The sequence below is a fragment of the Phytohabitans kaempferiae genome (assembly GCF_042433955.1).
Taxonomy (GTDB): domain Bacteria; phylum Actinomycetota; class Actinomycetes; order Mycobacteriales; family Micromonosporaceae; genus Phytohabitans; species Phytohabitans kaempferiae.
This window is the reverse complement of sequence record NZ_JBHLUH010000012.1, coordinates 1-24,591: the sequence shown is the minus strand read 5'-3', so window position 1 is coordinate 24,591 and position 24,591 is coordinate 1. Positions and strand designations below refer to the sequence as shown.

Sequence of the window (24,591 nt, the reverse complement as noted above, 5' to 3'; positions counted from 1 at the left end):
TCCCCACCGGGGCGCACGGGCCTTGACCTGGCATGTCATGATCCTGTCTACGGCTGACATGTGGGGGGTGGACGCGGCTCGATGGGTGAGTTTCTGGACGCGGCGCTCGGTTTCCCGGCCGTCATCTTCACTTTCCTCCTGGTAGTCGTCATCGGCTACTGGTTGCTCGTGCTGCTCGGCGCGCTTGACATCGAGGCGCTTGACTTCGACGCGGATGGTGACGTGCTGGGCGGCGTGGGCTTCGCCGGCGTGCCCGTCGCGGTCACCGCCTCGCTCCTCATCGCGGTCGCCTGGTTCGTCAGCCTCGCCGGCACGGTGCTTCTCGGCGACGTACTGCTGCTCGCGATCCTCGCGCTCGTCGTGGCGCTCGTCGCCGCGTGGTTTGTCACCTGGCTGCTCGTGCGCCCGTTGCGGCGGCTGTTTCCGCAGGGGCCGGAGGCGTCGCGCGCCGACTTCGTCGGCTCGGTGTGCGTCATCCGGACGGGCCGGGTCAGCCAGACGTTCGGCCAGGCAGAGGTCACCGCCGCGGACGGCTCGTCGGCCATCATCCAGGTGCGGCAGACCGGTGCCGACGATTTCAAGTCCGGCACGACCGCACTGATCTATGACTACGACGCGGACGGGGAGTTCTTCTGGGTCACTCCCGTCCCCCATCCTGAACCGCTCGGATAAAGAGGGACCGCCTCATGGACGTCATCACCACCGGCTTCGGCGTGCTCGTCGCCGTCGTACTTCTCGTCGTCATCGTGTTGCTGTTCATGGTGAGCCGGCTGTTCCGCAAGGTGGAGCAGGGCAAGGCGCTCATCATCTCGAAGATCCGAAAGGTCGACGTCACGTTCACCGGCGCGGTCGTGCTGCCGGTGTTCAACAAGGCCGAGACCATGGACATCTCGGTCAAGACGATCGACATCGAGCGGACCGGCCACGAGGGGCTCATCTGCCGCGACAACATCCGGGCGGACATCCGCATCACGTTCTTCGTACGGGTCAACAAGACCGTCGAAGACGTCATCAAGGTGGCGCAGGCGATCGGCACCGCGCGGGCCAGTGACCAGGAGACGCTCCAGGAGCTGTTCAACGCGAAGTTCTCCGAGGCGCTCAAGACGGTCGGCAAGCAGCTCGACTTCGTCGACCTGTACACGAAGCGCGACGAGTTCCGCGACCAGATCATCGCGGTGATCGGCACCGACCTCAACGGCTACAGCCTCGAAGACGCGGCGATCGACTTCCTCGAGCAGACGCCGATGGCGCGGCTCGACCCGGCCAACATCCTCGACGCGCAGGGCATCCGGAAGATCACCGAGCTGACCGCGATCGAGCACGTGCGGACCAACGAGTTCCAGAAGACCGAGCAGAAGGAGATCACCCGCCAGAACGTCGACGCCCGCCAGACCATCCTGGAGCTGGAGCGGCAGCAGGCCGAGGCGGAGATCAAGCAGCGCCGCGAGATCGAGACCATGCGGGCCCGCGAGGAAGCGGAGATCTCCCGGGTACGGGCGGAGGAGCGGCAGAAGGCCGAAGGCGCCAACATCCGGGCCGAGGAGCAGCTCGGCGTCCAGCAGGAGAACAAGGCGCGCGAGATCGCGGTCGCGGAGAAGAACCGCGAGCGGGTCATCGCGATCGAGACCGAGCGGATCGAGAAGGACCGCATGCTGGAGGTCATCGCCCGGCAGCGCGAGACCGAGCTGACCACGATCGCCAAGGACAAAGAGGTCGAGGGGGAGAAGCGGGCGATCGCCGAGGTGGTCCGGGAGCGGATCGCGGTGGAGAAGACCGTCGCCGAGCAGGAGGAGAACATCAAGCGCCTCCGCGTGGTCGAGGAGGCCGAGCGGGTCCGCCAGGCGACCGTCATCCAGGCCGAGGCCGAGGCGCAGGAGGCGCTGGTCAAGGACATCAAGGCGGCCGAGGCGGCGGAGCAGGCGGCCAAGCACAAGGCGCGCGAGGCGCTGGTGCTGGCCGAGGCGCGGCAGCAGGCGGCGGAGCTGGACACGCGGGCGAAGATCCGGCTGGCCGAGGGCGCTCAGGCCGAGGCGGCCGCGGTCGGGCTGGCCGACGTGCAGGTGCGCGAGCGGGACGCGGTGGCCATCGAGAAGGTGGGGCGCGCCGAGGCGACCGTGGAGCGGGAGAAGGCGCTCGCCGCGGCCGAGGGCACGGAGAAGGTCGGCAAGGCGGAGGCCACCGTCGAGCGGGAGAAGGCCCTCGCGATGGCCGACGCGGTGCGCGAGAAGCTCAAGGGCGAGGCCGAAGGTCTCACCGAGAAGGCGGCCGCGATGGCCGCGCTCGACGAGGCGACCCGCGACCACGAGGAGTACCGGCTGCGCCTGGAGGCGGAGAAGGAGATCCGCCTCGCCGGCCTGGACGTGCAGCGGCAGATCGCCGAGTCGCAGGCGAGTGTCGTGTCGAAGGGCCTGGAGAAGGCGAATATCGACATCGTCGGCGGCGACAGCATCTTCTTCGACCGGCTGATGAGTTCGATCGCCGCGGGCAAGGCGGTCGACGGCTTTGTCGGGCACTCCGATGTGGCGCAGACGCTCGCCAAGCCGTGGCTCGACGGTTCGTCCGACTTCACCAAGGACCTGGCCGAGCTGCTCAAGTCGCTCAACACGGGCGACGTGCAGAACCTGACGCTGTCCGCCTTCCTGCTCCAGCAGATCAAGGCCGGAAACGCCGACGCCGACAAGTTGAAGGAGCTGCTCCAGGCCGCGAAGCGCCTCGGCCTGGCCGACGCCCCGCTCGCCGAGCTGAACGCCAAGTGAGCGCCGCGCGAGCGAACCCGGGGGCAGAGTGAGCGAGCGAGTTGGCGCGGCGGCGTCTGGACGGAGGTACCGCGCCGACGGAGTCGGGGTTTCGGGGTGCCGGAGGAAGACGTCGCCTTTGGCGTCGCATGAGCGAGCGAACCAGGTGGCAGAGTGAGCGAGCGAGTTGGCGCGGCGGCGTCTGGACGGAGGTACCGCGCCGACGGAGTCGGGGTTTCGGGGTGCCGGAGGAAGACGTCGCCTTTGGCGCCGCATGAGCGAGCGAACCAGGTGGGGCAGTGACGTCGCAGGTAGCGGAGAAGACGGAAGCCGCGCCCGCGCTGGACGTCGGTACGTACGAGGTCCTGCGGACGCGGCTGGCCGAGCGGTCGGCCGAGCTGGCCCGCCGGGCGGAGGCGCTCAACGCGCGCCGCCTGGAGGTCTTCGGCAGCGCCGAGATGCGGCTGGTCGGCACCGAGCGGATCCGCACCGAAAACAACTGCGTGCCGCGCGACATCGTGTCGATCGGCGGGCTGATGCTCTTCGGCTACAACGTCTTCATCGGGCTGAAGCCGGAGACCACGGTCGACGACGTCTTCGCGGTGCACGCGTTCAGCCGCGATGGCGAGGCGTTCCGCTTCGAGCCGGCGGCCGAGGTGCCGTGGCTGCGCGACCCCCAGTTCCTGCGCGACTTCGGCGAGCTGTACCGGTACTACCGGGAGACCCGGCTGCTCCAGTTGCGCCGGCTCGACGGGCGGCTGCTCGCCGTCTTCCAGACCGGGCCAAACGTCGAGGACCTCCGGGTCCTGCGGTGGCAGGTGGGCACCGACGGCTCGGTGTCCTACATAGACCAGCGGGGCGAGCGCGACCATACGTTCCCATCGCCGCACGACTTCGAGTGGGTCGAGACCACGCGGGAAAACCACGTACTCGGCCGCCATCCGCACATCTCCATCGGCGACGAGGTGTTCGTGGAGACGGTGGGCGGCAACCTCACCGTCAAGGTGGAAAACAACACCGAGACCGGCGAGGGCATCTACGCCGAGCCGGTCGACGAGCCGTTGCAGAGCCTCGCCGACGCCGACATCCACTACGCCCGAGTCGGTCCGCTGATTCTGCTGCGCGTGCGGCCGTACAAGGAGACCGTTTGGCGCTACCTGGTCTTCAACACGCGCACGAAGACTGTGGTGCGGCTCGACGGCATCGGCCAGGCGTGCCAGCGGCTGCCGGAAGACCACGGCATCATATTCCCGGGCGGCTACTACCTCGCGACGGGCGCCAACAAGACGTTCGACACCGACGTGGCGAGCCTGGAGTTCGACCGGGTCATCCGCTCGACCAACGGCGAAGACGTGCTCTACGTCTTCTACGCGCGGGCCGAGGGGCGCACGCTCCTGTTGCCGTACAACGTGATCCGCAAAGAGGTCGCCACACCGATCCCGTGCCACGGCTACTCGCTCTTCGATGACGGCACGCTCGTGGTGTTTCGGGCCACCTCGGAAGAGCCGACCCGTGTGCATCCGATGCAGGTGTGGCAGACGCCGTACCTGTCCGACACGTACGCGGCCGCGCAGCCGGTCGGCACCGGGCCGCTGGAGCGGATAGGCAACGCCGACCTCGTCCGGGGCATCTCCGACTGCCTCTCGGTGGGGCGGATGGCCGAGGAGATGACCCCGTCCACCGGCGTCTTCGAAGGGCTGATCGCCACCTGCTCCCGCATCTTCGACCACTACCACTGGCTTGGCGATCCGGAGCTGGGCGACCTGCGTAGCCCGCTCGCCGAGGTGCGGGCGACCGCCGAGCAGGTGCTCGACGAGTTCGAGAAGGTGCAGGCGCTCACCACGCAGGCGACCACCGCGCTCGAAGAGGCGGCGAGCCGGATCCAGTCGCTGGTCCGGCGCACGCGTGGTGAGGCTCCACAGTCGACGGACGGCTGGGTCGCCCAGCTCGCCGACCTTCGCTCCGCGCAGGGACACCTGGTGACGCTCCGCGAGCTGCGCTATGTGGACACCGCCCGGATCGACGAGCTTTCCCGCGTACTCGACGAGGAGCTGGCCTCCGCGGCAAAGCGCGCGGTGTCGTTCCTCCAGCGGGACGACGCGTTCACCGGCTATCACGCGGAGATCGACCGCTTGGTGGCCGACGCCGAGGAGATCGCGACGGTGGCGGCGGCCGAGCCGCTCGGTGAGCGACTGGCCGCGCAGGCCGAGGGGATGCAGGTCATCACCGAGGTGGTCGGTTCGTTGGACATCGCCGACGCGACCGTGCGTACCGCCATCCTGGAGCGGATCGGCGAGGTGCTCGGCGGCGTCAACCGGGCGCGGGCCACTTTGGAGGGTCGGCGCAAGGAGCTGCTGGCGACCGAGGGGCGGGCCGAGTTCGCGGCCGAGTTCGCGCTGCTCGGTCAGGCGATCACCGGTGCCCTCGCGGTGTCCGACACGCCCGAGCGCTGCGACGAGCAGCTCGGCCGGCTGCTGCTCCAGCTGGAAAACCTGGAGTCGCGGTTCGGCGAGTTCGACGACTTCCTGGCCGACCTGGGCGCCAAGCGCACCGACGTGTACGAGGTCTTCTCCGCGCGCAAGCAGGCGCTGCTCGACGAGCGGGCGCGCCGCTCCGACCGGCTCGTCGAGTCGGCCGACCGCATCCTCGCCAGCGTGCAGCGGCGGATCGTCACGCTGAAGACGATCGACGAGGTCAACACGTACTTCGCCGGCGACCCGATGGTGGCCAAGCTCCGCTCGGTGGCGCAGGAGTTGCGCGACCTCGGCGACCCGGTACGCGCCGAGGAGCTGGACGGCCGCATCAAGGCGGCCCGCCAGGAGGCCGGACGGAGCCTGCGCGACCGGCTCGACCTGTACAGCGACGGCGGCGAGACGATCGCGCTCGGCCGGCACCGCTTCGCGGTCAACACGCAGGCGATCGACCTCACGCTCGTGCCGCACGACGGGCGGATGGCGGTGGCGGTCACCGGCACCGACTACCGGGCGGCGGTGCGCGACGAGGCGTTCGAGGCGACCCGCCCGTTCTGGGAGCAGCACCTGGTATCCGAGACGCCGGAGGTGTACCGGGCCGAGTTCCTCGCCGTGTCCGTCCTCCTCGACGGCGACCTGGACGCGCTGCACGAGGCCGCCGTCACCGAGGGCGGGCTGCGCGACCTCGTCCGGCGCACGGCCGAGGCCCGCTACGACGAGGGGTACGAGCGCGGCGTGCACGACCAGGACGCGGCCGCCATCCTCGACGCGTTGCTCCGCCTGCACGCGGGGGCAGGGCTGCTACGCTACCCGCCGGCCGCCCGGGCCGCCGCGCAGCTCTTCTGGGCGTATGGCACCGACGAGGCGGCCCGCGCCGGATGGTCCACAAGGGTCGGTTCGCTCGCGCGGGCCCGCGCGGCGTTCGGGCCGAGCCCGGCGGTCGACGAGCTTCAAGCCGAGCTTTCCGCCGCGGTGCGCGACTTCCTGGTCGAGCGGCGCCTTCCGCTCGACGGGCACCTCGCCGGCGAGTACCTCTTCGAGGAACTGGCGAGCGCGCCGGCCGGATTCGTCACCAGCGCCGGCGCGCGCGACCTGCTCGACCGCTTCCACCGTGCGCTCGGCGGCGAGAAGGCGAAGTCCGACCGGGAGTTCGAGGAAGACCTGCGGTCGCTCGGCGACGACCTGGCCGCGCGGCACCAGCTCGTGTCGGCGTGGCTCACCGCGTTCGCCGGCCAGGCCCCGCCGGCCGACCTGCCCGAGGCGATCGCCGTCCTGCTGTGCGGCGCCGACCTGCCCCGCCACGACTCCTCGGCGGTGCTTTCGGCCACAGTGGAGGGTCTGCTCGGCACGCATCCGCGGATCGCCAGCCGCCACCTGGAGCTGCGGCTCGACGAGGTGCTGACCCGGGTCCGGCGGTTCCGCGACGAGCGCGTGCCGGCGTTCCGGGCGTACCAGCGGCGGCGCAACGAGCTGATCGCCCGCGAGCGTACCCGCCTGCGCCTCGCCGAGCACCAGCCGAAGGTGATGAGCGCGTTCGTCCGCAACCGCCTGCTGGACGAGGTCTACCTGCCGCTGATCGGCGACAACCTGGCCCGCCAGCTCGGTGCCGTGGGCGACGCCAAGCGCACCGACCAGATGGGCCTGCTGCTGCTCATCTCGCCGCCCGGCTACGGCAAGACCACGCTGATGGAGTACGTCGCCAGCCGCCTCGGCCTCGTCTTCGTCAAGGTCAACGGTCCGGCGCTGGGGCACGCGGTCACCTCCGTCGACCCGGCCGAGGCGCCCAACGCCACCGCGCGGCAGGAGGTGGAGAAGATTTCGTTCGCCCTGGAGATGGGCAACAACGTGCTCCTCTACCTCGACGACATCCAGCACACCTCGCCGGAGCTGTTGCAGAAGTTCATCTCGCTCTGTGACGCGCAGCGCCGGATGGAGGGCGTGTGGGAGGGGCGGACCCGCACGTACGACCTGCGCGGCAAGCGCTTCGCGGTGTGCATGGCGGGCAACCCGTACACCGAGTCGGGGCAGCGCTTCCGGATCCCGGACATGCTCGCCAACCGCGCCGACGTGTGGAACCTCGGCGACGTGCTCTCCGGCAAGGAGCAGCTCTTCGCGCTCAGCTACGTCGAAAACTCGCTCACCGCCAACCAGGTGCTCGCCCCGCTCTCCACAAGGGAGCGTGGTGACCTGGAGCTGCTCGTGCGGCTCGCCAGGGGCGACGAGTCGGTGCGCCCGGACCAGCTCGCCCATCCGTACTCGGCGGTCGAGCTGGAGCAGATCCTCGCGGTGCTCCGCAAGCTGCTGCGCGTGCAGGAGATCGTGCTCACCAACAACAAGGCGTACATCGCCTCGGCCGCCCAGTCCGACGCGTCCCGCACCGAGCCGCCGTACCAGCTCCAGGGCTCGTACCGGAACATGAACAAGCTGGCCGAGCGGATCGTTCCGGTGATGAACGCCGACGAGCTCGAAGCCGTCATCGACGACCATTACCTCGGTGAGGCGCAGACGCTGGCCGCCAACGCGGAGGCCAACCTGCTCAAGCTCGCCGAGTTGCGCGGCCGGCTCAGCCCCGAGCAGGCGGCGCGGTGGGGCGAGGTGAAGGCCGGCTACCTGAAGGCCAAGGCACTCGGCGGCGCCGAGGACGACCCGATGAGCCGCGCGGTGGGCGCCGTGGGCCTGCTCGCCGACCGCGTCGGTGCGGTCGAGACCGCCATCGAACGCGCCGCGGACCGCCTCCGGCCGTGAGGGTCTCGGATTCCGTCTGAGCTTGCCGAAGGCGACCAGCGGTTCGTTGCGACCAGGCTGGCACCGTGCTGATGTGCCAGTTGCCATAATAGAAACTCCGTGGCAGCATTGGTTGCATGAGCGAAAAGTCCGTCGGTGAGCGCATCGCTGCCCTCCGCGCGGTCCGCGGGCTCACCGGGGAGCAGCTTGGTCGCGCCCTCGGCCTGACGAAGTCACAGGTGTCCAAGGTTGAAAACGGCACCCGAAAGCTCGACGTCAGCGAGGTCGCGCAGGTCGCCGACGTGCTCGGCGTCACGCTGGCCGAGGTTCTCGGTGTCCAGCGGAAAGGCAGCCTGGCGCTCGCTGCTCGTGTTATGGCCGCGCCGGGGAAGGACGAGACCACCGCCGCCCGTCGTCGCGTGCGCCAGGTCCTCGAAGTCGAGGCCGCCCTAGGCGACTCCGTCGGCCTACTGTCAGCCCGCCCGTCGAGTGCCGGCGCCGCAGTCCTGGAGCGGGCTCGCGTCGACGGGCTCGCCGACGCGGTTACGGCGGCGAGCGGCATCCGCCTGGCGCACACCGTCCGGGAGGAGTTGGGCCTGGGGCGTGCCCCGATCGGTGATCTGCCCGCTCTCGTCGAGCGCCATTTCGGCCTTGGCGCTGTCACCTGGCCTATCGGCAAGTCGGTCAGCGGCCTCTGTGCACACGGGACGGATGTCGCCTTGATGCTGGTGAGTTCGTCATTCCCGGTCGGGCACCAGCGATTCACAGCAGCGCACGAGCTGGCCCACCATCTGCTGACCGATCCGCGCGAGGTGATCATCGAGGGCGATCTCTTCGCGATCAGGACCCCGCCAGAGCAGCGTGCGAACGCCTTCGCCGCGTCGCTCCTGATGCCGGCGGATGGGCTGCGCGAGGTCGTCAGCGACCGTCCCGTCGACGAGGTCGTGCTGGCCGAGCTCATGCGCGAGTTCGGCGTCAGCTACACCGCGCTGCTCTACCGCCTTGCTGACAGCGCTGTCCGCCTCATGAGCACCAGAATCCGCGATGAATGGCTGCAGTGTGCTCCCAGCAGCGTGCTCCGCGCCGCCGGCGACCCGGCGCCTGGCGACCTCACCCGGCCAGACGAGGCCCGTCGAGTGCCGCCGAGGCTGCTCTCCGCCGCTCAGCAGGGATATCAGAGCGGTCGCGTTGGGCTCGGTCTCCTCGCCGCTCTGCTCGACGAGGACGCCGACGCGTTGTATGCGCGCCTCGCTGCGGAGGGCACCGTGCCACCAGCGGTGCACGATGACATGGCCGACCTGTGACGCCCACGGCACCCGCGCTGCTGCTCGACACATGCTCAATCATCAACCTGTCGTACTGTTCGCCAGTCGCGACGTTGTTCAAGAGCCGCTACGTGGGGCGCGCTGGATGGACACGCGCGGTGCGGGCGGAGCTGACCCGGCAGCGGTCACGAAAGCCGCCGCACCCCCAGGCAGGCCGGGCCAGCAACTGGGCCGCCAGCTGGCTGCCGCCGCCGATCGAGATCGTCGACCTGGCCGATCAGATCGCTATCGCGGTGATCCAGACGCAGGTCTCACTCGGCAGTGAGGACGACAGTCTCGATCACCTTGGTGAGGCGTCGAGCATCCACCTGCTGGCCACCGCTGGCACGGGGCGCCTGATCAGCGACGACCACGGTGCCCGCGCGGTCGCCCGCAATCAGTACCAGGTGCGTGCCTCGTCCACGGTCGGAGTCCTCAGCGAACTGCTGGCACGCGGTCAGGTCTCGCCCCAGACCGTGGATCTGTATCTGGATACCCTCCGCATCCAGGAGCGCATGCGGGTCGCCCTCACTTCCCGAGACCTGCTCCGCCGCGAACTCGGCCCATGGGAATGACGCGGTGCGTCCACGGCCCGAGGCCGGGCGGCTAGGACAAGGCGTGAAGGATTCCCTCGCAGCTGCGTACGACGACGGCGGCCGCGCGGCGTTGTTCGAGGCTCAGTAGCGGGTCTTCGGACTGCTCCTGCCACCGCCGCAGCGCCTCGGTGGCCAGCTCCCACAGCTGACCCGGGTTGGTGCGCCGGTCGACGCCGAGCCGGGCGGCGGTGGAGGTGCCGCCCTCGCCGACGAGGCGGCGCGCCTCGGCCTCCAGGTCGGTGCCGAACTTCACGCGGTGACCCTGGAGCGCGGCGACCAGGCGCAGCTCGCGGAAGTCGTGCGCGTTGGTGAGCGTGTGCTCCAGGTCGGCCAGGAGCTTGTCGCTGCCCGGGCGGGGCTCGTCGCGCAGGACGGACTCCAGCGCGGCGAGTGCGGAGCGGGCCTTCAGCGCGTCGGCCCGGTCGACGAAGCAGCGGCCGACCGCCTCGCGTAACTCGCTCAGGCCGCTGCGCCGCACCAGCTCCGCCGCCAGACCAGCCCGCGTGTCGGTGCCGCTGCCGGTGCGGATCAGCGTCGTGGCGAGCCGTACGCCGAAGATGCCCAGCCGGTCGAGCAGATCCTCGCGGGTCTGCGCATCGACGGGCGCGGGGAAGTCTTCGCCCACGAAGCGGTCGGTGGTCAGCAGGTACGGCTCCAGCTCCGGCCGGGACGTGCGGGCCATTGTGGACAGCGCGGCGAAGTTGTCGTCGCTCAGTACGCGGCCGGCGAGCGCGACCAGCCCGCCGAGCGCCACCACGGCGAGGCAGAGGGAGCCGACGTGGTGGTCGCGGTGGTGCTTGCGGGCGAGCTGCTTCGCGGCGAGCAGCGCGTCGATCCGCCCGCCGCCGATCTCGTCGGCCCGGGAGAGTACGAGGATCACGTTGACCGGGGCGGCCCGCGCCACCGTGCCGTCCTGCGCCGACTCCAGCCACTCCAGATCGGTGCCGCGGCCGTCCCGGGTCAGGTAGAGCACGGCGTCGGCGTCGCGCAATACCTTGTCGCCAGAGGCCGAACGGGTTGAGCCGCCCTGCGAAGCTCGTGGATCGAAGTTGTGCGCGGGCAGCGCTGGAGTGTCCACAATGGTGGCGTTGCGCAGGGCACGGCTGGGCCAGGTGACCACCAGGTCGTTCACCGGGGCCGGCCGCCACCGCCGGATGTCCACGCGCAGCCCGTTGGCCGTGCGGGCGACCGGCAGCTCCACGCCGGCCGGATAGGCGGTGGCGTGCGGCTCGGGGCCGTCCTGGTACCAGGTGAAGACCTGCTCGGCGTCGGGCGCCTCGATGGGCGCGACCTCCTCACCCACGATGGCGTTGACCAAAGTGGACTTGCCGGCCTGCCAGGGGCCGGCGACGGCGATCCGCAACGGCTCGTCGAAGCGGCTCAGGTGGTGCCGGAGCTGGTCGGCCGCGGGCGGGCTGTCGTGGTAGAGGTCGAGCGCCTCGTGCATGAGGCGCCAGACCGACTCCTCCAGTGCCGAGGTCACCCCACCGGCTCCAGGCGGCGCTGCTCGGCGGCCGGTGCGCCGCCCAGCGCGGTCAGGGTCTGCGCCCGCTCGTACAGCGTGGCGAGCCGCCGCATCTGTAGCTTCACCTCGCGGCGGCGCTGCTCGCGCTCCATCGCGTCGGCGTCGGCCGCCTGCTTGGCCGTGCGCAGTGAGTGGACGATCGCCTCCTGTAACTGCTCGGTCAGCCCGGTGAAGTGGTCGCGCAGTGCCCGCTGTACCCACCGTGCGGTGTCTTTGCACTCCTTGTTGAGCCGCAGGAAGAAATCGTCGACGTGCCGCTGCGAGGCGGCCTTGGCCACGGCCTGGCGGCGCTTGAGCATCGACTTGCCCTCGTCGCGGATGGTCTTGCCGCCGAAGAGCGCGCCGGCGCCGATCGAGACCGGATTGATCAACGGCATGCCGGCGAGCGTGGTGGCGAGGCCGAACATGAGCAGGCCGCCGTACGAGCCGCGGAGGCCGCTGAAGATCTTCTGCACCGGCGTGAACTTCTCCACGCTCGGCCGCTCGATCTCCTCCAACTGCTCGGCCAGCCGGTCGGGGATGCCCGCGCGCCACTCGGGGAGGATGTCGGCGCCGTACCGCACGAAGTGGTCGGCCACGCGCCCGGTGACCCAGTCGCACCGCTGCACCAGCCAGGCGAAGTTTGCCTCGGCCGCCTCGGCGAGGCTCTGCTCCATCCACGCCTGGTAGTCGTCCCAGGTCTTGAGCGGGTCGGCGGTCTCGAACGCCTCGTCGACCTTGCGCATGATCTGCCGGGTGCGGTCGCGCAGGTCGTACTCGATGTCGGACATCAGATCCGTCATCTCGTCGGCGAGCGTGTTCTGCCAGCGGGTCGAGCAGCGGCGCAGCTCGTCGAGGCCGCGCTGTGCCTCGTACAGCCGGTGCAGCGAGCCGGAGTCCTCTGTGGACAGCTCGGCGCGCAGGGGAGCGGCGAGCTGCTCGACGACCGTGCTCGTCATCAGCCCCACCGCGGCGGGCGCGAGCACCTCGCCCTTCGCGCCCTGCTCGCGCTTGAGCCGGGCGAGAAGGTCGGGGAAGCCGGACTCCGCGTTGACCGCCTTGTCGTTGGTGCGCGCGGCCTGGAGCCGCAGCGTCGCCGACACCGGCACGAGCGTCGCCGGAACCCCGGCAGTGGCGAGGTGTTGCCGGTTGCGCTCGGCCACCGCGCGCCAGTGTGGGGCGATGTCAATCTTGGTGAGCGCGACGACGACCCGCGGGTGCGACTGGATGACGTGCAGCAGCAGGTTGACCTCGGAGACCGAGAGCTCGCGCGTGGCGTCGGTGACCATCACGACGAGGTCGGCCCGGGGGAGCGCCGCGACACCACCGCCGGTGGTGGGATCGTCGCCATCCGCACCGGGCGTGTCGATGAGGACGATGCCGCTCGCCAACAGTCCACGAGGGACACCGATCTCGGCGTGCACGTCGCTCGGCCCCGGGCGCCGGCCGGGACTCGTCGCGCTGATGCGGCCGGCGATGTCCGCGACGGCCATCGGGACCCGATCGTCCGCGTCGCCGTCGCGCACGAGTGCGGCGGAAGGCGCGGCCGCATGCCGCACGACCGTGGGGATCGCGGTGGTCAGGCCGTCGCCGACGGGGCAGACCGGCGCGTTGATGAGCGCGTTGACGAGTTGACTCTTGCCCTGCTTGGGCTCGCCGACGACGAGCACGCGCAGGGTCGGGTCAAGCAGTTGCTCGCGCTTTTGCAGGAGCCGCCGGACCAGGTCGGTGCGGCTGTGCGCCGCGCATACCCGAGCCGTCTCGTCGAGTACGTCGAGCCAGATCGGTGCCATCACCGGACCAAGTCTGCTGATTTCCACGCATATATCAAGAGGGATGGGAGACCGGGCCCGAGTCCGGTCTCCCATCCCAGGGACCGCCGTAACGCTGCGAAAACCAGTCGTGACGCCAGGTTTTGCGGACGGGATCAGAACAGGATGTCGGTGACGCCGAGGAGGCCACCGTTGGTGTGCGCGTCGGCGCTCGCCGAGCCGTGCACGCCCGCGACGCTCGCCGAGCCGTGTGCGCTGGCCTCGGTGCCGCCGAGCAGGCCGCCCACGCCGACACCGTCCAGCGTGCTGTCGACCGTGCTGGTGGCGCCGTTGAGCAGCGAGTCGCCGCCCAGCGTGTCGTCCAGCCCGGGCAGCTCGACCGGGGGCACGCCCACGCCGGCGGTCACCGAGCCGACCAGACCGGTCACGCTGTCGAGCTGCGCGTCCACCGTGTCGAGGGCGCCGCCGGTGGTACCGAGGACATCGTCCACCGGCGCACCGGGGACCAGGCCGGTGGCCGTACCCAGCGTGCTGTCGACCGCACCGGTCGCGTCCGCGCTGACCGGACCGACCACATCGGAGTCGAGCGTGCCGGCCACGTCGTGTACGCCGGACAGGTCGACCGCCGCGCCCGAGGTGCTGGCCGTCGCGCCAAGGCCGGGCAGCACGCCCGACGTACCAAGGCTGATGCCGCCCGTGTCGACGGTGATCGCGCCCACCGCGGCGATGTTGACGTTGGCGTCGGCGGTGGGGGCCGGTACGCCGAGCGACAGCTGGTTGGTGACCGACTGGAGTTGGCCGATCACGTTGGTGGTGTCGCCCTCCAGCCCGATCTGGTTCAGCCCGAGGTCGCCGGCGGGCACCAGACCGGTGAGGCCCTGCACCGGCGCGTAGTCCACGACCAGGGGGACCACGTCCTGCACGTCCGCGGCGGTGATGTCACCGAGCCCGGCGGCGTTGAGCGTGCCCTCGGGGTCCAGCTCGAACGCCGAGCGCGCCTCTGGGTTGGTGAGCAGGTTCAGTACGAAGTCGTGCAGTGTCTGGGTCGATTCCATGCCGCAGAACGTATGAGCGGGGCGATCCCCCGGGCATCGGGGACCGCGCCGGGTTTCCGGGTTAGGGGATTAGGGGGTCCGAAGCGGCGGAATTAGTGGGTCAGGAGTACGAACATCTCTGGTACGAACGTATGGGTCCGCTGGGAGGAGATGTGCTCGGATGCCGTACGTGCTGGGGATCGACATCGGTGGGACCACCACCACCGCCGCTGTCTCGCGGCTGGGTAACGCGGGATGGCAGGCGCCTGAGGCCGTACGCCTCGGGGTGAGGTCCACCGCCGTGTCGTCGGTCCTGCACGTGTCGGGTGACGGTGCGCTCACCGTGGGCGAGCCGATGCAGCTCGACGCTGGCCGGGTCGCCCGTGGTTTCGTCCGGCGCATCGGCGATGACGTGCCGCTGATCGTCGGTGGCGAGCCCTGCACTCCGCAGGCGCTCACCGCCGTGCTCGCCATGTGGGCGGTGGAGCGAGTGTTGGCTCACGAGGGGGAGCCGGCCGAGCAGGTGGTGGTCAGCCACCCCGCCGCATGGGGCACGTATCGCCGGGAGCTGCTGCACCGGGCGTTGTGGGAGATCGGCCTGGCCGACGCCACACTGCTGCCGGAGCCGGTGGTCGCTGCTGAGAGTCACGCCGCACGCGGCTGGAGGGGTCGCACCTTCGGCGTGTACTCCCTGGGCGGCAGCGACTACGAGGCGTCGGTCGTGCGGTGGGCGGGCGGCACCGGGTTCCAACTCCTCGGCAGTGCGGGCGCGATCGAGCCGTTCGGCGGCGCGGATGTCGACGAGGCACTCGTCGGCCACGTGCGGTCACGGCTCGACCGGGACCTGCGGGATGTGTTCGCGAACGGCCCGCAGGCCCGGATCGCGCTCTTCGGCCTGCGCCGCGAGTGCCGGCGGGTGAAGGAGGAGCTGACCAGCGCCACCGAAGCCGAGGTGGTGCTCAGCACGTCACACGGCGACGTGCGCGTGCCGGTCGCCCGGGGCGAGCTCGAAGAGCTGGTCCGGCCGGCACTTGAGCTGAGCGTCGAGACGCTGGCGCGGGTGGTGCGCTCCTGCGGCCTGCGGCGGCGCGAGCTGGACGGCGTACTCCTGGTGGGTGGCACGGCGCGGATGCCGCTCGTCGCGGAGCTGCTCCGCGCCGCACTGCCCGTACCGGTCGCTGTGGAGGCCGAGCCGCAGGGCACGGCCGCCGCGGGCGCGGCGCTGGCCGCGGTGCAGATCGTCTCCCCGGCGGCCGCGCGCCGGCAGGATCCAATGTGGAATCCGGAGCGGGGGGCCATCGAGGCGTCGAACCATGAGCCGCCGCCGTTCGTGCAAGAGGACGTGGACGCTGGTCCCCCGCCTCGTCCGCCGGTCGAGATCACGCCGTTGCGGCTCCGCCCCGCACAGCGCCTCTTCGGCCTGGTAGGAGGCCAAGCTTGAGCGCACCCCACGGCGTCGCCCCGCCGCGCGTACTGGTCCCGCGGCTCGTCCTCGACGCGCCCACGGCGGCGTTGCTCGCGACGGCCAGCGCCGCGCCGCACGCACCGTCGCGGGTGGCCATCCAAGCCCCCGGAGGGTACGGAAAGAGCCTGCTGCTGAGCGAGCTTGCCCGGATCTATCGGCGGGCGGACGTGGCGGTGGTCGACGTGTGGCAGACCGAGTCACTGCCAGACGGTCCGTTCGTACTGATTCTGGATGACGCACACCGGCTCGGCGACGAGCGGCTGCGGGAGGTACGCGCGCTCGTCGAGGCGCGCCGCCCGGGGCTCGTGCTCGCCTACCGGCCGTGGCCCCGCCCGCCCGCGCTGGTCGAGCTGTTGGAACTGCTGCGGCTGGACGGGCCGCCGCTGGAGCTGAGCCCGTTCACGGTCGAGCGCGTGGCCGAGCACCTCGGCGTCGAGCCCACCGCGCCGGCCGCACGACAGGTGTACGCCCAGACCGGTGGCGTACCCCGGCTTGTCGACCGGCTGGCGGCGGTGGCCGAGCCGCCGGATGGTGCCCTGCCGCCGCAGGCGCTGGTGTCGTTCCGCACCGACCTGGACGACCTCGACGCCGACCTCCGCGCGCTGCTGCTGGCCAGCGCCACCGGCGCGGACCTCCCCGCCGACCTGCTCGGCGCGCTGCTCGACCGCGCGCCGGAGTCGGTCGACGAACTGCTCGAAGCGGCGCGGGCCACCGGGCTGATGGCGCCGGACGGGCGGCTGGTGCCGGCCGCCCGCCGCGCGGTGGCCTCGCTCAGCCCGCCCGCCCAGCGCACCGCCGTGTGGCAGCGGCTCGCCGAATTGCAGCTCGCCCGCGGCGGCCCCGTACTCCCGTTGGTGCGTGCCCTGCGCGAAGCCGGGGTGAGCGGCGGCGGCCTGGCGGCGATGTTCGAGGCCGCGGCCGAGGAGGCGCTGGTCGACGAGCCGGCGCTGGCCGCGGAGCTGTTCGGGGTCGCGGCGTCCGCTGGGCGGCCGACCGACGCGAGGCGTGCCCTGGCCGCGGCGCTCTCCGGCGACCTCGACGCCGGCCTCCGCCTCGCCGACCGGTTGGTCGCCGGCGACAGCTCGCCCGACCGCGCGGTGGGGGCGGCGGTGTCCGGTTCCGCGCTCGCGCACCGCGGGCAGCTCGGCCGCAGCGCGGAGCTGTACCGGTGGTCGGGCACGACGTCGTCTGTGTCGTTCGCCACGATCGGCTTCATCGGCACCGGTCAGCTCGGCCGCGCCGACGACCTGGTCGCCCCGGACGGCCCGCCCACTCTGCTCACCGGCGCCGCGGCGCTGATGGCGACCGGCGTCCGGCAGACGCTGATCGGCTCGGGCGCCGCCGCGCTGTCCACATTGGTGCAAGCGTCCGCGCTCCTGGAACCGGCCGGCCGCGCGGTGTTGCTGCCGGACAGCCCGGCCGCGCTCGCCGCGCTCGTGGCGCTTCACTGCGGCGAGTTGGACACCGGCGAATCCGTGCTCGACCGCGCCATCGGGGCTGAGATGGGCGCCACACTGATGTCCCGCCGGCACCGCCTGCTCCAGGGCTGGATCGAGATGGTGCGCGGGCGTACGGCCGTGGCGGCTGAGCACCGAGCCGCTGTCGAAACCGGCCCGCTGGAGCCGCGCGACCTGCTCTTCGCCACCGCGCTGGAGGCCGGCGTCGCCCGCCGCAACAGTGACCTCGCCGCCCTCCACCGCGGCTGGACGCAGGCCCGCGAGGCGGTGATGCGGCATCCGGTCGACCTGTACTCGTTGCTGCCCCTCGGTGAGCTGGCCGTCGCCGCAGCCCGTCTGGGGGAGCAGGCGCGCATCTCCACGTACTTGGCCGAGGCGTGGCGCCTCCTCGACCGCCTCGGCCGCCCACCACTGTGGACGGCGCCACTCCACTGGTACGGGCTGCACGCGGCGATCATCGCCGAGGAACCGGCAACTGCCGATGAACACGCCGCCGCATTGGTGGCAACCGCCCAGCACAGCCGGTACGGTGCGGTGGTGGCGGCAGCCGCGGAAAGTTGGTTGGAGACTCTGCGTGGGGCGGTCGATCCGGCCAAAGTGGAGGCTGCCGCCAGGGGGTTGCACGGTGCGGGGCTGTGGTGGGACGGGGCACGGCTGGCGGGGCAGGCGGCGATTCGCACGTCGGATCGCAAGGCCATGACCGCGTTGCTGGAGTGCGCCCGGCTGCTCCAGGGCTCCACGCGCGGGGGCGGTTCGCCAGCGTCGGCGCACTCTGCCGTGGCGCAGGTCACAGAGACCTTCGCAGCGCCCGCGGAAAGCGTGCTCAGCGAGCGTGAACAGGAGGTGGCGGATCTGGTACTCGACGGACTCACGTATCGACAGATCGGCGACCGCCTCTTCATATCGGCCAAGACGGTCGAGCACCACGTGGCGCGCATGCGCCAGCGGCTTGGTTGCGCCAACCGTGGCGACCTGCTTGCCAAGCTCCGTGCCATGACCGCGGACCGGCCGGGCGCAGCGTCGCGTCGGGCACCGTGGCCGCGACGCCCGATGGACTGAAGACTTCGACGAGGGGGAAGACGACGTGGCGCACCCGGCGGTTACGAGCGATGACCTGGCATGGCTTCTGGATGACGTCGTCGATCGCGTCCCCGGCGCGGAGCACGCCGTAGCGATCTCCCCGGATGGACTCCTCCTGGCCGCCTCCCGGCACGCCGGCCCGATGGCCGCCGACCAGCTGTCCACTGTGGCCGCTGGTCTCTACGCGCTGGCGGTGGCGGCCGGACGGCACACCGAGAGCGGCGGCGTGCGCCAAATCACCATCGAGATGCGCTCCAAGTTCCTCTTCGTGACCGCGACCGCCGGCGGCGCCATCCTGGCGGTGGTCTTCGGGGCCGACTCCGACGTCGACGCGATCGCCTACGAGATGGCGCTCTTCGCCGGCCGCGCCGACCACCACCTGCCCGCGTTCACCGCGTTGGCCGCGCCGGTCTCCTGAGGCCGCGCGCTCCGTGACTCCACGACTCCAGGTCAGACCTGGCGGGGTCGCCGGGAGGCCGCAGCGGTCCGGATGTCGGCCTCGTGGCCGCGTGCCCGGCCTTGTGGACAGATCCGCAAACGCCGACCTCGAAACTCTCTAGCCGGTGAGCGCGGCCCGGCATCGGTGGGCGTGTACGGCGATCCGCTCGGCCAGGCGCGCCGGTAGCTCACTGTCCAGGCTGGCCACCGCGGCTGCGGCGGCCGCGAAGGCGCCGGGCGCGCCGGCGGCCAGCGCGTCGACCCGCGCCACCGTCGCGTCGGGGTCGAGCCCGTTGTCCGTGGCGAGCCGGCGCCAGTGCCGGGCCCGGATGGCCGCGATGCGGTACTCCCCGCCGACGCGCATCGCCATCCGCAGCTTCGGGGGGTACATGTCGTCGTAGGGGAGCGCGCTGGCGAGGTCGTAGAGCGGGGCGAGGCGCACCTGACGGCCGGAGAGCAGCAGCGAGTAGTTCTTGGCGTGCGCGTCCGTGCCGGCGGCGATCCAGTTGAACGCCAGCGCGTCGACGAACCGTCGTACCTCCTCGTCCGCCCGCTTCGCATCGGGAATCTCCGCCCGGAGCAATGCGATCACCTGCTCCGCGCTCGGGCCACCTTCACTCTGATACTTGATCACTGGCGGGATGCCGAGCGCCTGGCACAGGTCCTCCTGGTGCGCGCGGGCGATGCCGCCGCCCTCCTGCCGGATCCGGTCGTACCGGTCGATGACCACGACCCGCTCGCCCGCGAACGTGGCGACGCGGGAGGTCGCGGCGCCAAGCCCGAGCCGGCGGGCGGCGTCGAGGCAGAGGTGCTCGTTGAGGTCGTGGTCGTCGAGGCCGGAGACGGCCGGCTTGAGGATGTGCGTGGTCGGCACGGCGCCCCACGGGTCACCCCACCGACCGGTGACCGGATCGTGGTGCAGGGCCATCTTCGACTGCGCGCCGCCGAGGCTGAAGTGGCCGGTGGTGGCGACGTGCCAGGCCGCCGGATCCCGCCGCAGGACGCGGATCCGGTCGGCGATCTCGTCCTCGCCGGCCCACGTGACACCACCGTCGCGGGCGAGTTGCGCGCCGACCCGTTCATGTGCGACGAACTGCACGGCCCCGGCGCAGTCCTCGCCGACGTGCTGGAGCAGGGCAAACGGGTTGCGTGCGGAAGCGTGGTGCCGACGGGCCCAGCGCTCCAGGACCTTCTCGTTGTCCGGGAGCAGGCCAAGGAGAAAGGGCCGGATGGAATCGTCGTGCGCCTGCTGCGTGAGTGGCATCGATACGGAGAGTGGAGTGGAGGCTGCCGACACGCGCCACTCGTCGTCGTAGACGAAGGTCAGTTCGCCGTTTCGGTCCTGTCGCACGGCGCCGGCGACATGACCGTTCATCAGGACGACGAGTGCCATGGGCCGCATCATGCCCCGGCACCGGCGCTGGTGGAGGGGGCGCCAACCAGGTGGTTGGCCTGACCAAGTCAGCGCGTCGTGTCGAAGGCGTTTTCGAGGATCTCCAGGCCCCGCTCAAGGGTCCGGTCGTCGATCACCAGCGGCGGGAGGAAGCGCAGCACGTTGCCGTACGTGCCGCAGGTGAGCGTCAGCAGCCCGGACCGGTGGCAGGCCGCCGAGACCGCGCCCGCCGTCGCCGCGTCCGGGGTGAGTGTGCCGGGCTCGACGATCTCCACCGCGAGCATGGCGCCGCGGCCGCGTACGTCGCCGATCCGCGGGTCGCGCCCGGCCAGCGCGCGCAGCCGGGGCACCATCACCGACTCGATGCGCCGCGCCGCCGCGCACAGGTCGAGCTCGCGCATGGTCTCGATCGCGGCGAGGGCGGCGGCGCAGGCGAGCGGGTTGCCGCCGTATGTGCCGCCGAGCCCGCCGGCGTGCACCGCGTCCATGATCTCCACGCGCCCGGTCACGCCGGCCAGTGGCAGCCCGCCGGCGATGCCCTTGGCGGTCGTGACGAGGTCGGGCTCGATGCCCTCGCGCTCACAGGCGAACCACGACCCGGTGCGGCAGAAGCCGGTCTGGATCTCGTCGGCCACGAAGATCGCGCCGGCCTCGCGGGACCACGCGGCGAGGGCCGGCAGGAAGCCGTCCGCGGGCACGACGAAGCCGCCCTCGCCCCTGGATCGGCTCCACGATGACCCCGGCGACGTTGGCCGCACCGACCTGCTTGTCCACCTGGTCGAGCGCGCGGGCCGCGGCCTCCGCGCCGCTCAGGCCGCCATCCCGGAACGGGTACGACACCGGTAGGCGGTAGACCTCCCCGGCGAACGGGCCGAAGCGGTGCTTGTACGGCATGTTCTTCGCCGTCATCGCCATCGTGAGGTTGGTGCGCCCGTGGTAGGCGTGGTCGAACACCACCACGGCCGGCCGCCCGGTCGCGTGCCGGGCGATCTTCACGGCGTTTTCCACCGCCTCGGCGCCCGAGTTGAAGAGGGCCGAACGCTTCTCGAAGGTGCCCGGCGTGAGCGCGTTGAGTGTCTCGCAGACGGCCACGTACGACTCGTACGGCGCGACCATGAAGCAGGTGTGCGTGAAGCGGGCCACCTGCTCGCGCACCGCCGCGACGACGCGGGGCGAGGCGTTGCCGACGGAGGTGACCGCGATGCCGGAGGCGAAGTCGATCCACTCGCGACCGTCCACATCGGTCAGCGTGCCGCCGGCAGCGTGATCCACATAGGACGTGACGACGCTGCCGACGCCGCGGGCCACCGCCGCCGTACGCCGCTTGTGTAGCTCCTCGGAAGTGGTCACCACTAGCCCCAGTTGTGCATGACGTGCTTGATCCGCGTGTAGTCGTCCAGGCTGTACACGGAAAGGTCCTTGCCGTGCCCGGAGTGCTTGAAACCGCCGTGCGGCATCTCGGAGACGAACGGGATGTGCGTGTTGACCCACACGCAGCCGAAGTCGAGCCGGCGGGTCATCCGCATCGCCCGGCCGTGATCCTTGGTCCACACGGAGGCGGAGAGGCCGTACTCGACGCCGTTGGCCCACCGCACCGCCTCCTCCTCGTCGGAGAAGCGCTGCACGGTGATGACCGGCCCGAAGACCTCGTCCTGGATGATCTCGTCCTGCTGCTGGACGCCGGAGACGACTGTCGGGGAGTAGAAGAAGCCGCGCTCGCCGACCCGCGAGCCGCCGATGCCGACCGAGGCGTGGTCGGGCAGCCGGTCGACGAAGCCGCTCACGCGGGCGAGCTGGTTGGCGTTGTTGAGCGGGCCGTAGAGCACGTCCTCCTCGTCCGGCCCGCCGGTCTTGGTCTCCCGTGCCTGCTCCACGAGCGCGGCGACGAAGTCGTCGTAGACGCCGGGGCCGGCGAGCACGCGAGTGGCGGCGGTGCAGTCCTGGCCGGCGTTGAAGTAGCCGCCGACCGCGATCGCCTCGGCCGCGGCGGCCAGGTCGGCGTCGTCGAAGACCACGACCGGCGCCTTGCCGCCCAGCTCGAGGTGGGTCCGCTTGAGGTCGGGGGCGGCCGCCGCGGCGACCTCCTTGCCGGCCCGCGTGGAGCCGGTGATCGACACGAGCTGCGGGGTGGGGTGGGCGACCAGCGTGCGGCCGGTGTCGCGGTCACCGCAGACCACGTTGAAGACGCCCGCCGGCAGGAACTCCGACGCGATCTCGGCGAGCAGCAGCGTGGATACCGGCGTGGTGTCGGAGGGCTTGAGCACGACGGTGTTGCCGGCCGCCAGCGCTGGCGCGATCTTCCAGATCGCCATCATCAGCGGGTAGTTCCACGGGGTCACCTGCGCGCAGACGCCGATCGGCTCGCGCCGCACGTACGAGGTGTGCCCCGCCATGTACTCGCCGGCCGCGCGCCCCTCCAGGATCCGCGCCGCGCCGGCGAAGAAGCGCAGCTCGTCGACGCAGGGCGGCAGCTCCTCCTCGGCGGTGAGCTGGCGTGGCTTGCCGGTGTTGCGCACCTCGGCGTCGACCAGCTCGGCCGCCCGCGACTCGACCGCGTCGGCGAACTTGAGCAGCGCCTTCTGCCGCTCGGCCGGCGTCGCGTCGCGCCACGACTCGAAGGCGGTGGCGGCGGCGCCCATCGCCAGGTCGACATCGCGCGCCGAGGAGACCGGCGCCTGGGCGAAGACCTCGCCCGTGCAGGGATCGACCAGGTCGCTGTATCCGCCGTCGGCCGGATCGACGTACTCCCCGTTGACGAAGTTGCGCAGCACTTGCTTATCAGTCATCGAGGTCTCCCGGTTGGCGGCGGTTATCGCATCCCACCGCCATCTTCGCGACTGAATTCGCGGCAGACAAGGTACTCGGCGACTGTTTTCGTTATAGGTTTAGAGTTTGACCATGGAGATCACGCCGTTCTTCGTGGCCGGCCAGAAGTGCACCAGTGACGACGTTCTCGACGTTCACAACCCCTATGACGGTCGCGCGGTCGGGCGTACCGCGAATGCCACTCCCGAGCAGGTCGAGCGGGCGGTGGCGGCCGCCGCCGAGGTGGCCGCCGAGGCCGCGGCCCTCCCGGCCGCCGCACGCGCGGCCGCGCTCGACCACGTCTCCCGCCAGCTCGCCGAGCGGGCCGACGAGGTGGCTCGGCTGATCAGCGCCGAGAACGGCAAGCCGCTCAAGTGGGCCAGGGTCGAGGTCGGCCGCGGCGTCTCCACGTTTCGCTGGGCCGCGGAGGAGGCGCGCCGCTTCTCCGGCGAGCTCCAGCGGCTCGACACCGACCCGGCGGCGGCCGGGCGGATCGCGTTGGTCCGCCGCTTCGCGCGGGGGCCGGTGCTCGGCATCAGCCCGTTCAACTTCCCGCTGAACCTGGTGGCGCACAAGGTGGCGCCGGCCATCGCGGTCGGCGCGCCGATCATCCTCAAGCCGGCGCCGGCCACACCGCTGACCGCGCTGCTGCTCGGCTCGCTGCTGGCCGAGACCGACCTGCCGGCGGGCATGTTTTCGGTGCTGCCGGTGCCGAACGACCGGGCCGGTGAGCTGGTCGAGGACCCGCGGCTGCCGGTGGTGTCGTTCACCGGGTCGGGCCCGGTCGGCTACGCGATCCGCGACAAGGTGCCGCACAAGCACGCGACGCTGGAGTTGGGCGGCAACGCGGCGGCACTGGTCTGCGGCGACTGGTCGTCGATCGAGGACCTGGACTGGGCGGCGCAGCGGATCGCGCTCTTCGCCAACTACCAGGCCGGGCAGAGCTGCATTGCCGTGCAGCGGGTCTTCGTGCACGAGTACCTGGAAGACGCGTTCGTGCCCCGGCTCGTCGCGGCCGTGGAGGCGCTGAAGACCGGCGACCCGTCCGACGAGACGGTCGACGTGGGTCCGATGATCAACGAGGACGCCGCCAAGCGGGTCGAGGCATGGGTCGACGAGGCCGTGGCCGGCGGCGCGACCCTGGTGGCCGGCGGCCCGCGGCAGGGCGCGACCTACCCGCCGACGGTGCTGACCGGCGTACCGGCCGGCGCCAAGGTGCTCACCGAGGAGGTCTTCGGCCCGGTGCTCGCGGTGGCCCGGGTCGAAGACGACGCCGCCGGCCTCGCCGCGATCAACGACTCCGCGTTCGGCCTCCAGGCGGGCGTGTTCACGCACAACCTTCAGACCGCGTTCACCGCCCACCGCGCGCTGGAGGTGGGCGGCGTGATCATCGGCGACGTCCCGTCGTTCCGCGCCGACCAGATGCCGTACGGCGGCCTGAAGGGCAGTGGCGTCGGCCGCGAGGGCCTGCGCAGCGCGATGGACGACTACACCGAGCCGCGCGTCATGGTGCTCACCGGCGTAGACCTCTGACCCGAGGCCGCCAGCGCGCTGTGATCATGGACTCGGCAGCGGTGACCATGGCCTCTGCCGCAGATTTTGCCCGGAATGTCGCTGCGTGTCCCATGATCATCGTGCGAGAGGGTGGGGCGGTGGATCGGGCCCGGCGGGCCAGCCGGTCGCGAACCGCGGAGGGTGAGGCCGCGGGAGCGGCGGTCTGGAGCACGACGGACGTCGCGGTAGCTCTCCAAGGAATGGATCTAGTCCCTGTCGCCTCTGGCGGGCGGCCCGTTCCGGGCTGAAAATCGGTGTT

The 24,591-nt window shown here is 71.3% G+C and carries 14 protein-coding genes and 1 pseudogene; 9 read left to right on the top strand and 6 right to left on the bottom strand.

Annotated elements, in window-relative coordinates:
• Positions 1 to 81: 81 nt before the first annotated feature.
• From ACFFIA_RS09755 to ACFFIA_RS09735, 5 genes are all read left to right on the top strand, one after another.
• A complete protein-coding gene (locus ACFFIA_RS09755) occupies positions 82 to 672 on the top strand; it encodes a hypothetical protein (protein ID WP_377248837.1) in 591 nt (196 codons plus the stop codon).
• A gap of 14 nt (positions 673 to 686) precedes the next feature.
• Positions 687 to 2,756 carry a flotillin family protein gene (locus ACFFIA_RS09750; protein WP_377248834.1) on the top strand — a complete coding sequence of 690 codons (2,070 nt, stop codon included), beginning with the start codon at positions 687 to 689 and terminating at the stop codon, positions 2,754 to 2,756.
• 278 nt (positions 2,757 to 3,034) lie between these two features.
• Positions 3,035 to 7,951 carry a DNA repair ATPase gene (locus ACFFIA_RS09745; RefSeq protein WP_377248831.1) on the top strand — a complete coding sequence of 1,639 codons (4,917 nt, stop codon included), beginning with the start codon at positions 3,035 to 3,037 and terminating at the stop codon, positions 7,949 to 7,951.
• Between the two features lie 116 nt (positions 7,952 to 8,067).
• Positions 8,068 to 9,234, top strand: coding sequence for a helix-turn-helix domain-containing protein (locus ACFFIA_RS09740; RefSeq protein WP_377248828.1), 1,167 nt, complete (start codon positions 8,068 to 8,070; stop codon positions 9,232 to 9,234).
• Positions 9,231 to 9,809, top strand: a complete 579-nt coding sequence (locus ACFFIA_RS09735; RefSeq protein WP_377248825.1) for a PIN domain-containing protein — start codon at positions 9,231 to 9,233, stop codon at positions 9,807 to 9,809. Before ACFFIA_RS09740 ends, ACFFIA_RS09735 begins: the two co-directional genes overlap by 4 nt.
• A 31-nt stretch (positions 9,810 to 9,840) precedes the next feature.
• Here ACFFIA_RS09735 and ACFFIA_RS09730 read toward each other — a convergent pair whose 3' ends face one another.
• The 3 genes from ACFFIA_RS09730 to ACFFIA_RS09720 form a co-directional block, all read right to left on the bottom strand.
• Positions 9,841 to 11,313: a P-loop NTPase family protein gene (locus tag ACFFIA_RS09730; RefSeq protein ID WP_377248822.1), complete on the bottom strand. Its 1,473-nt coding sequence runs from the start codon at positions 11,311 to 11,313 to the stop codon at positions 9,841 to 9,843.
• Complete coding sequence (locus ACFFIA_RS09725; protein WP_377249704.1) at positions 11,310 to 13,127, bottom strand: dynamin family protein; 1,818 nt, start codon at positions 13,125 to 13,127, stop codon at positions 11,310 to 11,312. Before ACFFIA_RS09725 ends, ACFFIA_RS09730 begins: the two co-directional genes overlap by 4 nt.
• 134 nt (positions 13,128 to 13,261) lie before the next feature.
• A complete protein-coding gene (locus ACFFIA_RS09720) occupies positions 13,262 to 14,161 on the bottom strand; it encodes an IniB N-terminal domain-containing protein (protein WP_377248819.1) in 900 nt (299 codons plus the stop codon).
• Between the two features lie 160 nt (positions 14,162 to 14,321).
• Here ACFFIA_RS09720 and ACFFIA_RS09715 point away from each other — a divergent pair, with 160 nt between their 5' ends.
• The 3 genes from ACFFIA_RS09715 to ACFFIA_RS09705 are packed head-to-tail and all read left to right on the top strand — an operon-like array spanning position 14,322 to position 18,560.
• A complete protein-coding gene (locus ACFFIA_RS09715; RefSeq protein WP_377248816.1) occupies positions 14,322 to 15,581 on the top strand; it encodes an Hsp70 family protein in 1,260 nt (419 codons plus the stop codon).
• Positions 15,578 to 18,121, top strand: a complete 2,544-nt coding sequence (locus ACFFIA_RS09710; RefSeq protein ID WP_377248813.1) for a helix-turn-helix transcriptional regulator — start codon at positions 15,578 to 15,580, stop codon at positions 18,119 to 18,121. The genes ACFFIA_RS09715 and ACFFIA_RS09710 overlap by 4 nt, the downstream gene beginning before the upstream one ends.
• Before the next feature lie 25 nt (positions 18,122 to 18,146).
• Positions 18,147 to 18,560, top strand: a complete 414-nt coding sequence (locus ACFFIA_RS09705; protein ID WP_377248810.1) for a roadblock/LC7 domain-containing protein — start codon at positions 18,147 to 18,149, stop codon at positions 18,558 to 18,560.
• Between the two features lie 138 nt (positions 18,561 to 18,698).
• Here ACFFIA_RS09705 and ACFFIA_RS09700 read toward each other — a convergent pair whose 3' ends face one another.
• The 3 genes and pseudogenes from ACFFIA_RS09700 to ACFFIA_RS09690 all read right to left on the bottom strand — a co-directional run bounded on the left by ACFFIA_RS09700 (position 18,699) and on the right by ACFFIA_RS09690 (position 22,759).
• Entirely contained in the window at positions 18,699 to 19,973 is a 1,275-nt protein-coding gene (locus ACFFIA_RS09700; protein ID WP_377248807.1) for a type II toxin-antitoxin system HipA family toxin, read from the bottom strand.
• Between the two features lie 68 nt (positions 19,974 to 20,041).
• A pseudogene (gene gabT, locus ACFFIA_RS09695) lies at positions 20,042 to 21,323 on the bottom strand (4-aminobutyrate--2-oxoglutarate transaminase).
• A gap of 2 nt (positions 21,324 to 21,325) precedes the next feature.
• Positions 21,326 to 22,759, bottom strand: coding sequence for a gamma-aminobutyraldehyde dehydrogenase (locus ACFFIA_RS09690; protein WP_377248804.1), 1,434 nt, complete (start codon positions 22,757 to 22,759; stop codon positions 21,326 to 21,328).
• Positions 22,760 to 22,871: 112 nt separating this feature from the next.
• Here ACFFIA_RS09690 and ACFFIA_RS09685 point away from each other — a divergent pair, with 112 nt between their 5' ends.
• Positions 22,872 to 24,311: an aldehyde dehydrogenase family protein gene (locus ACFFIA_RS09685; RefSeq protein ID WP_377248801.1), complete on the top strand. Its 1,440-nt coding sequence runs from the start codon at positions 22,872 to 22,874 to the stop codon at positions 24,309 to 24,311.
• The last annotated feature ends 280 nt before the right edge of the window (positions 24,312 to 24,591 follow it).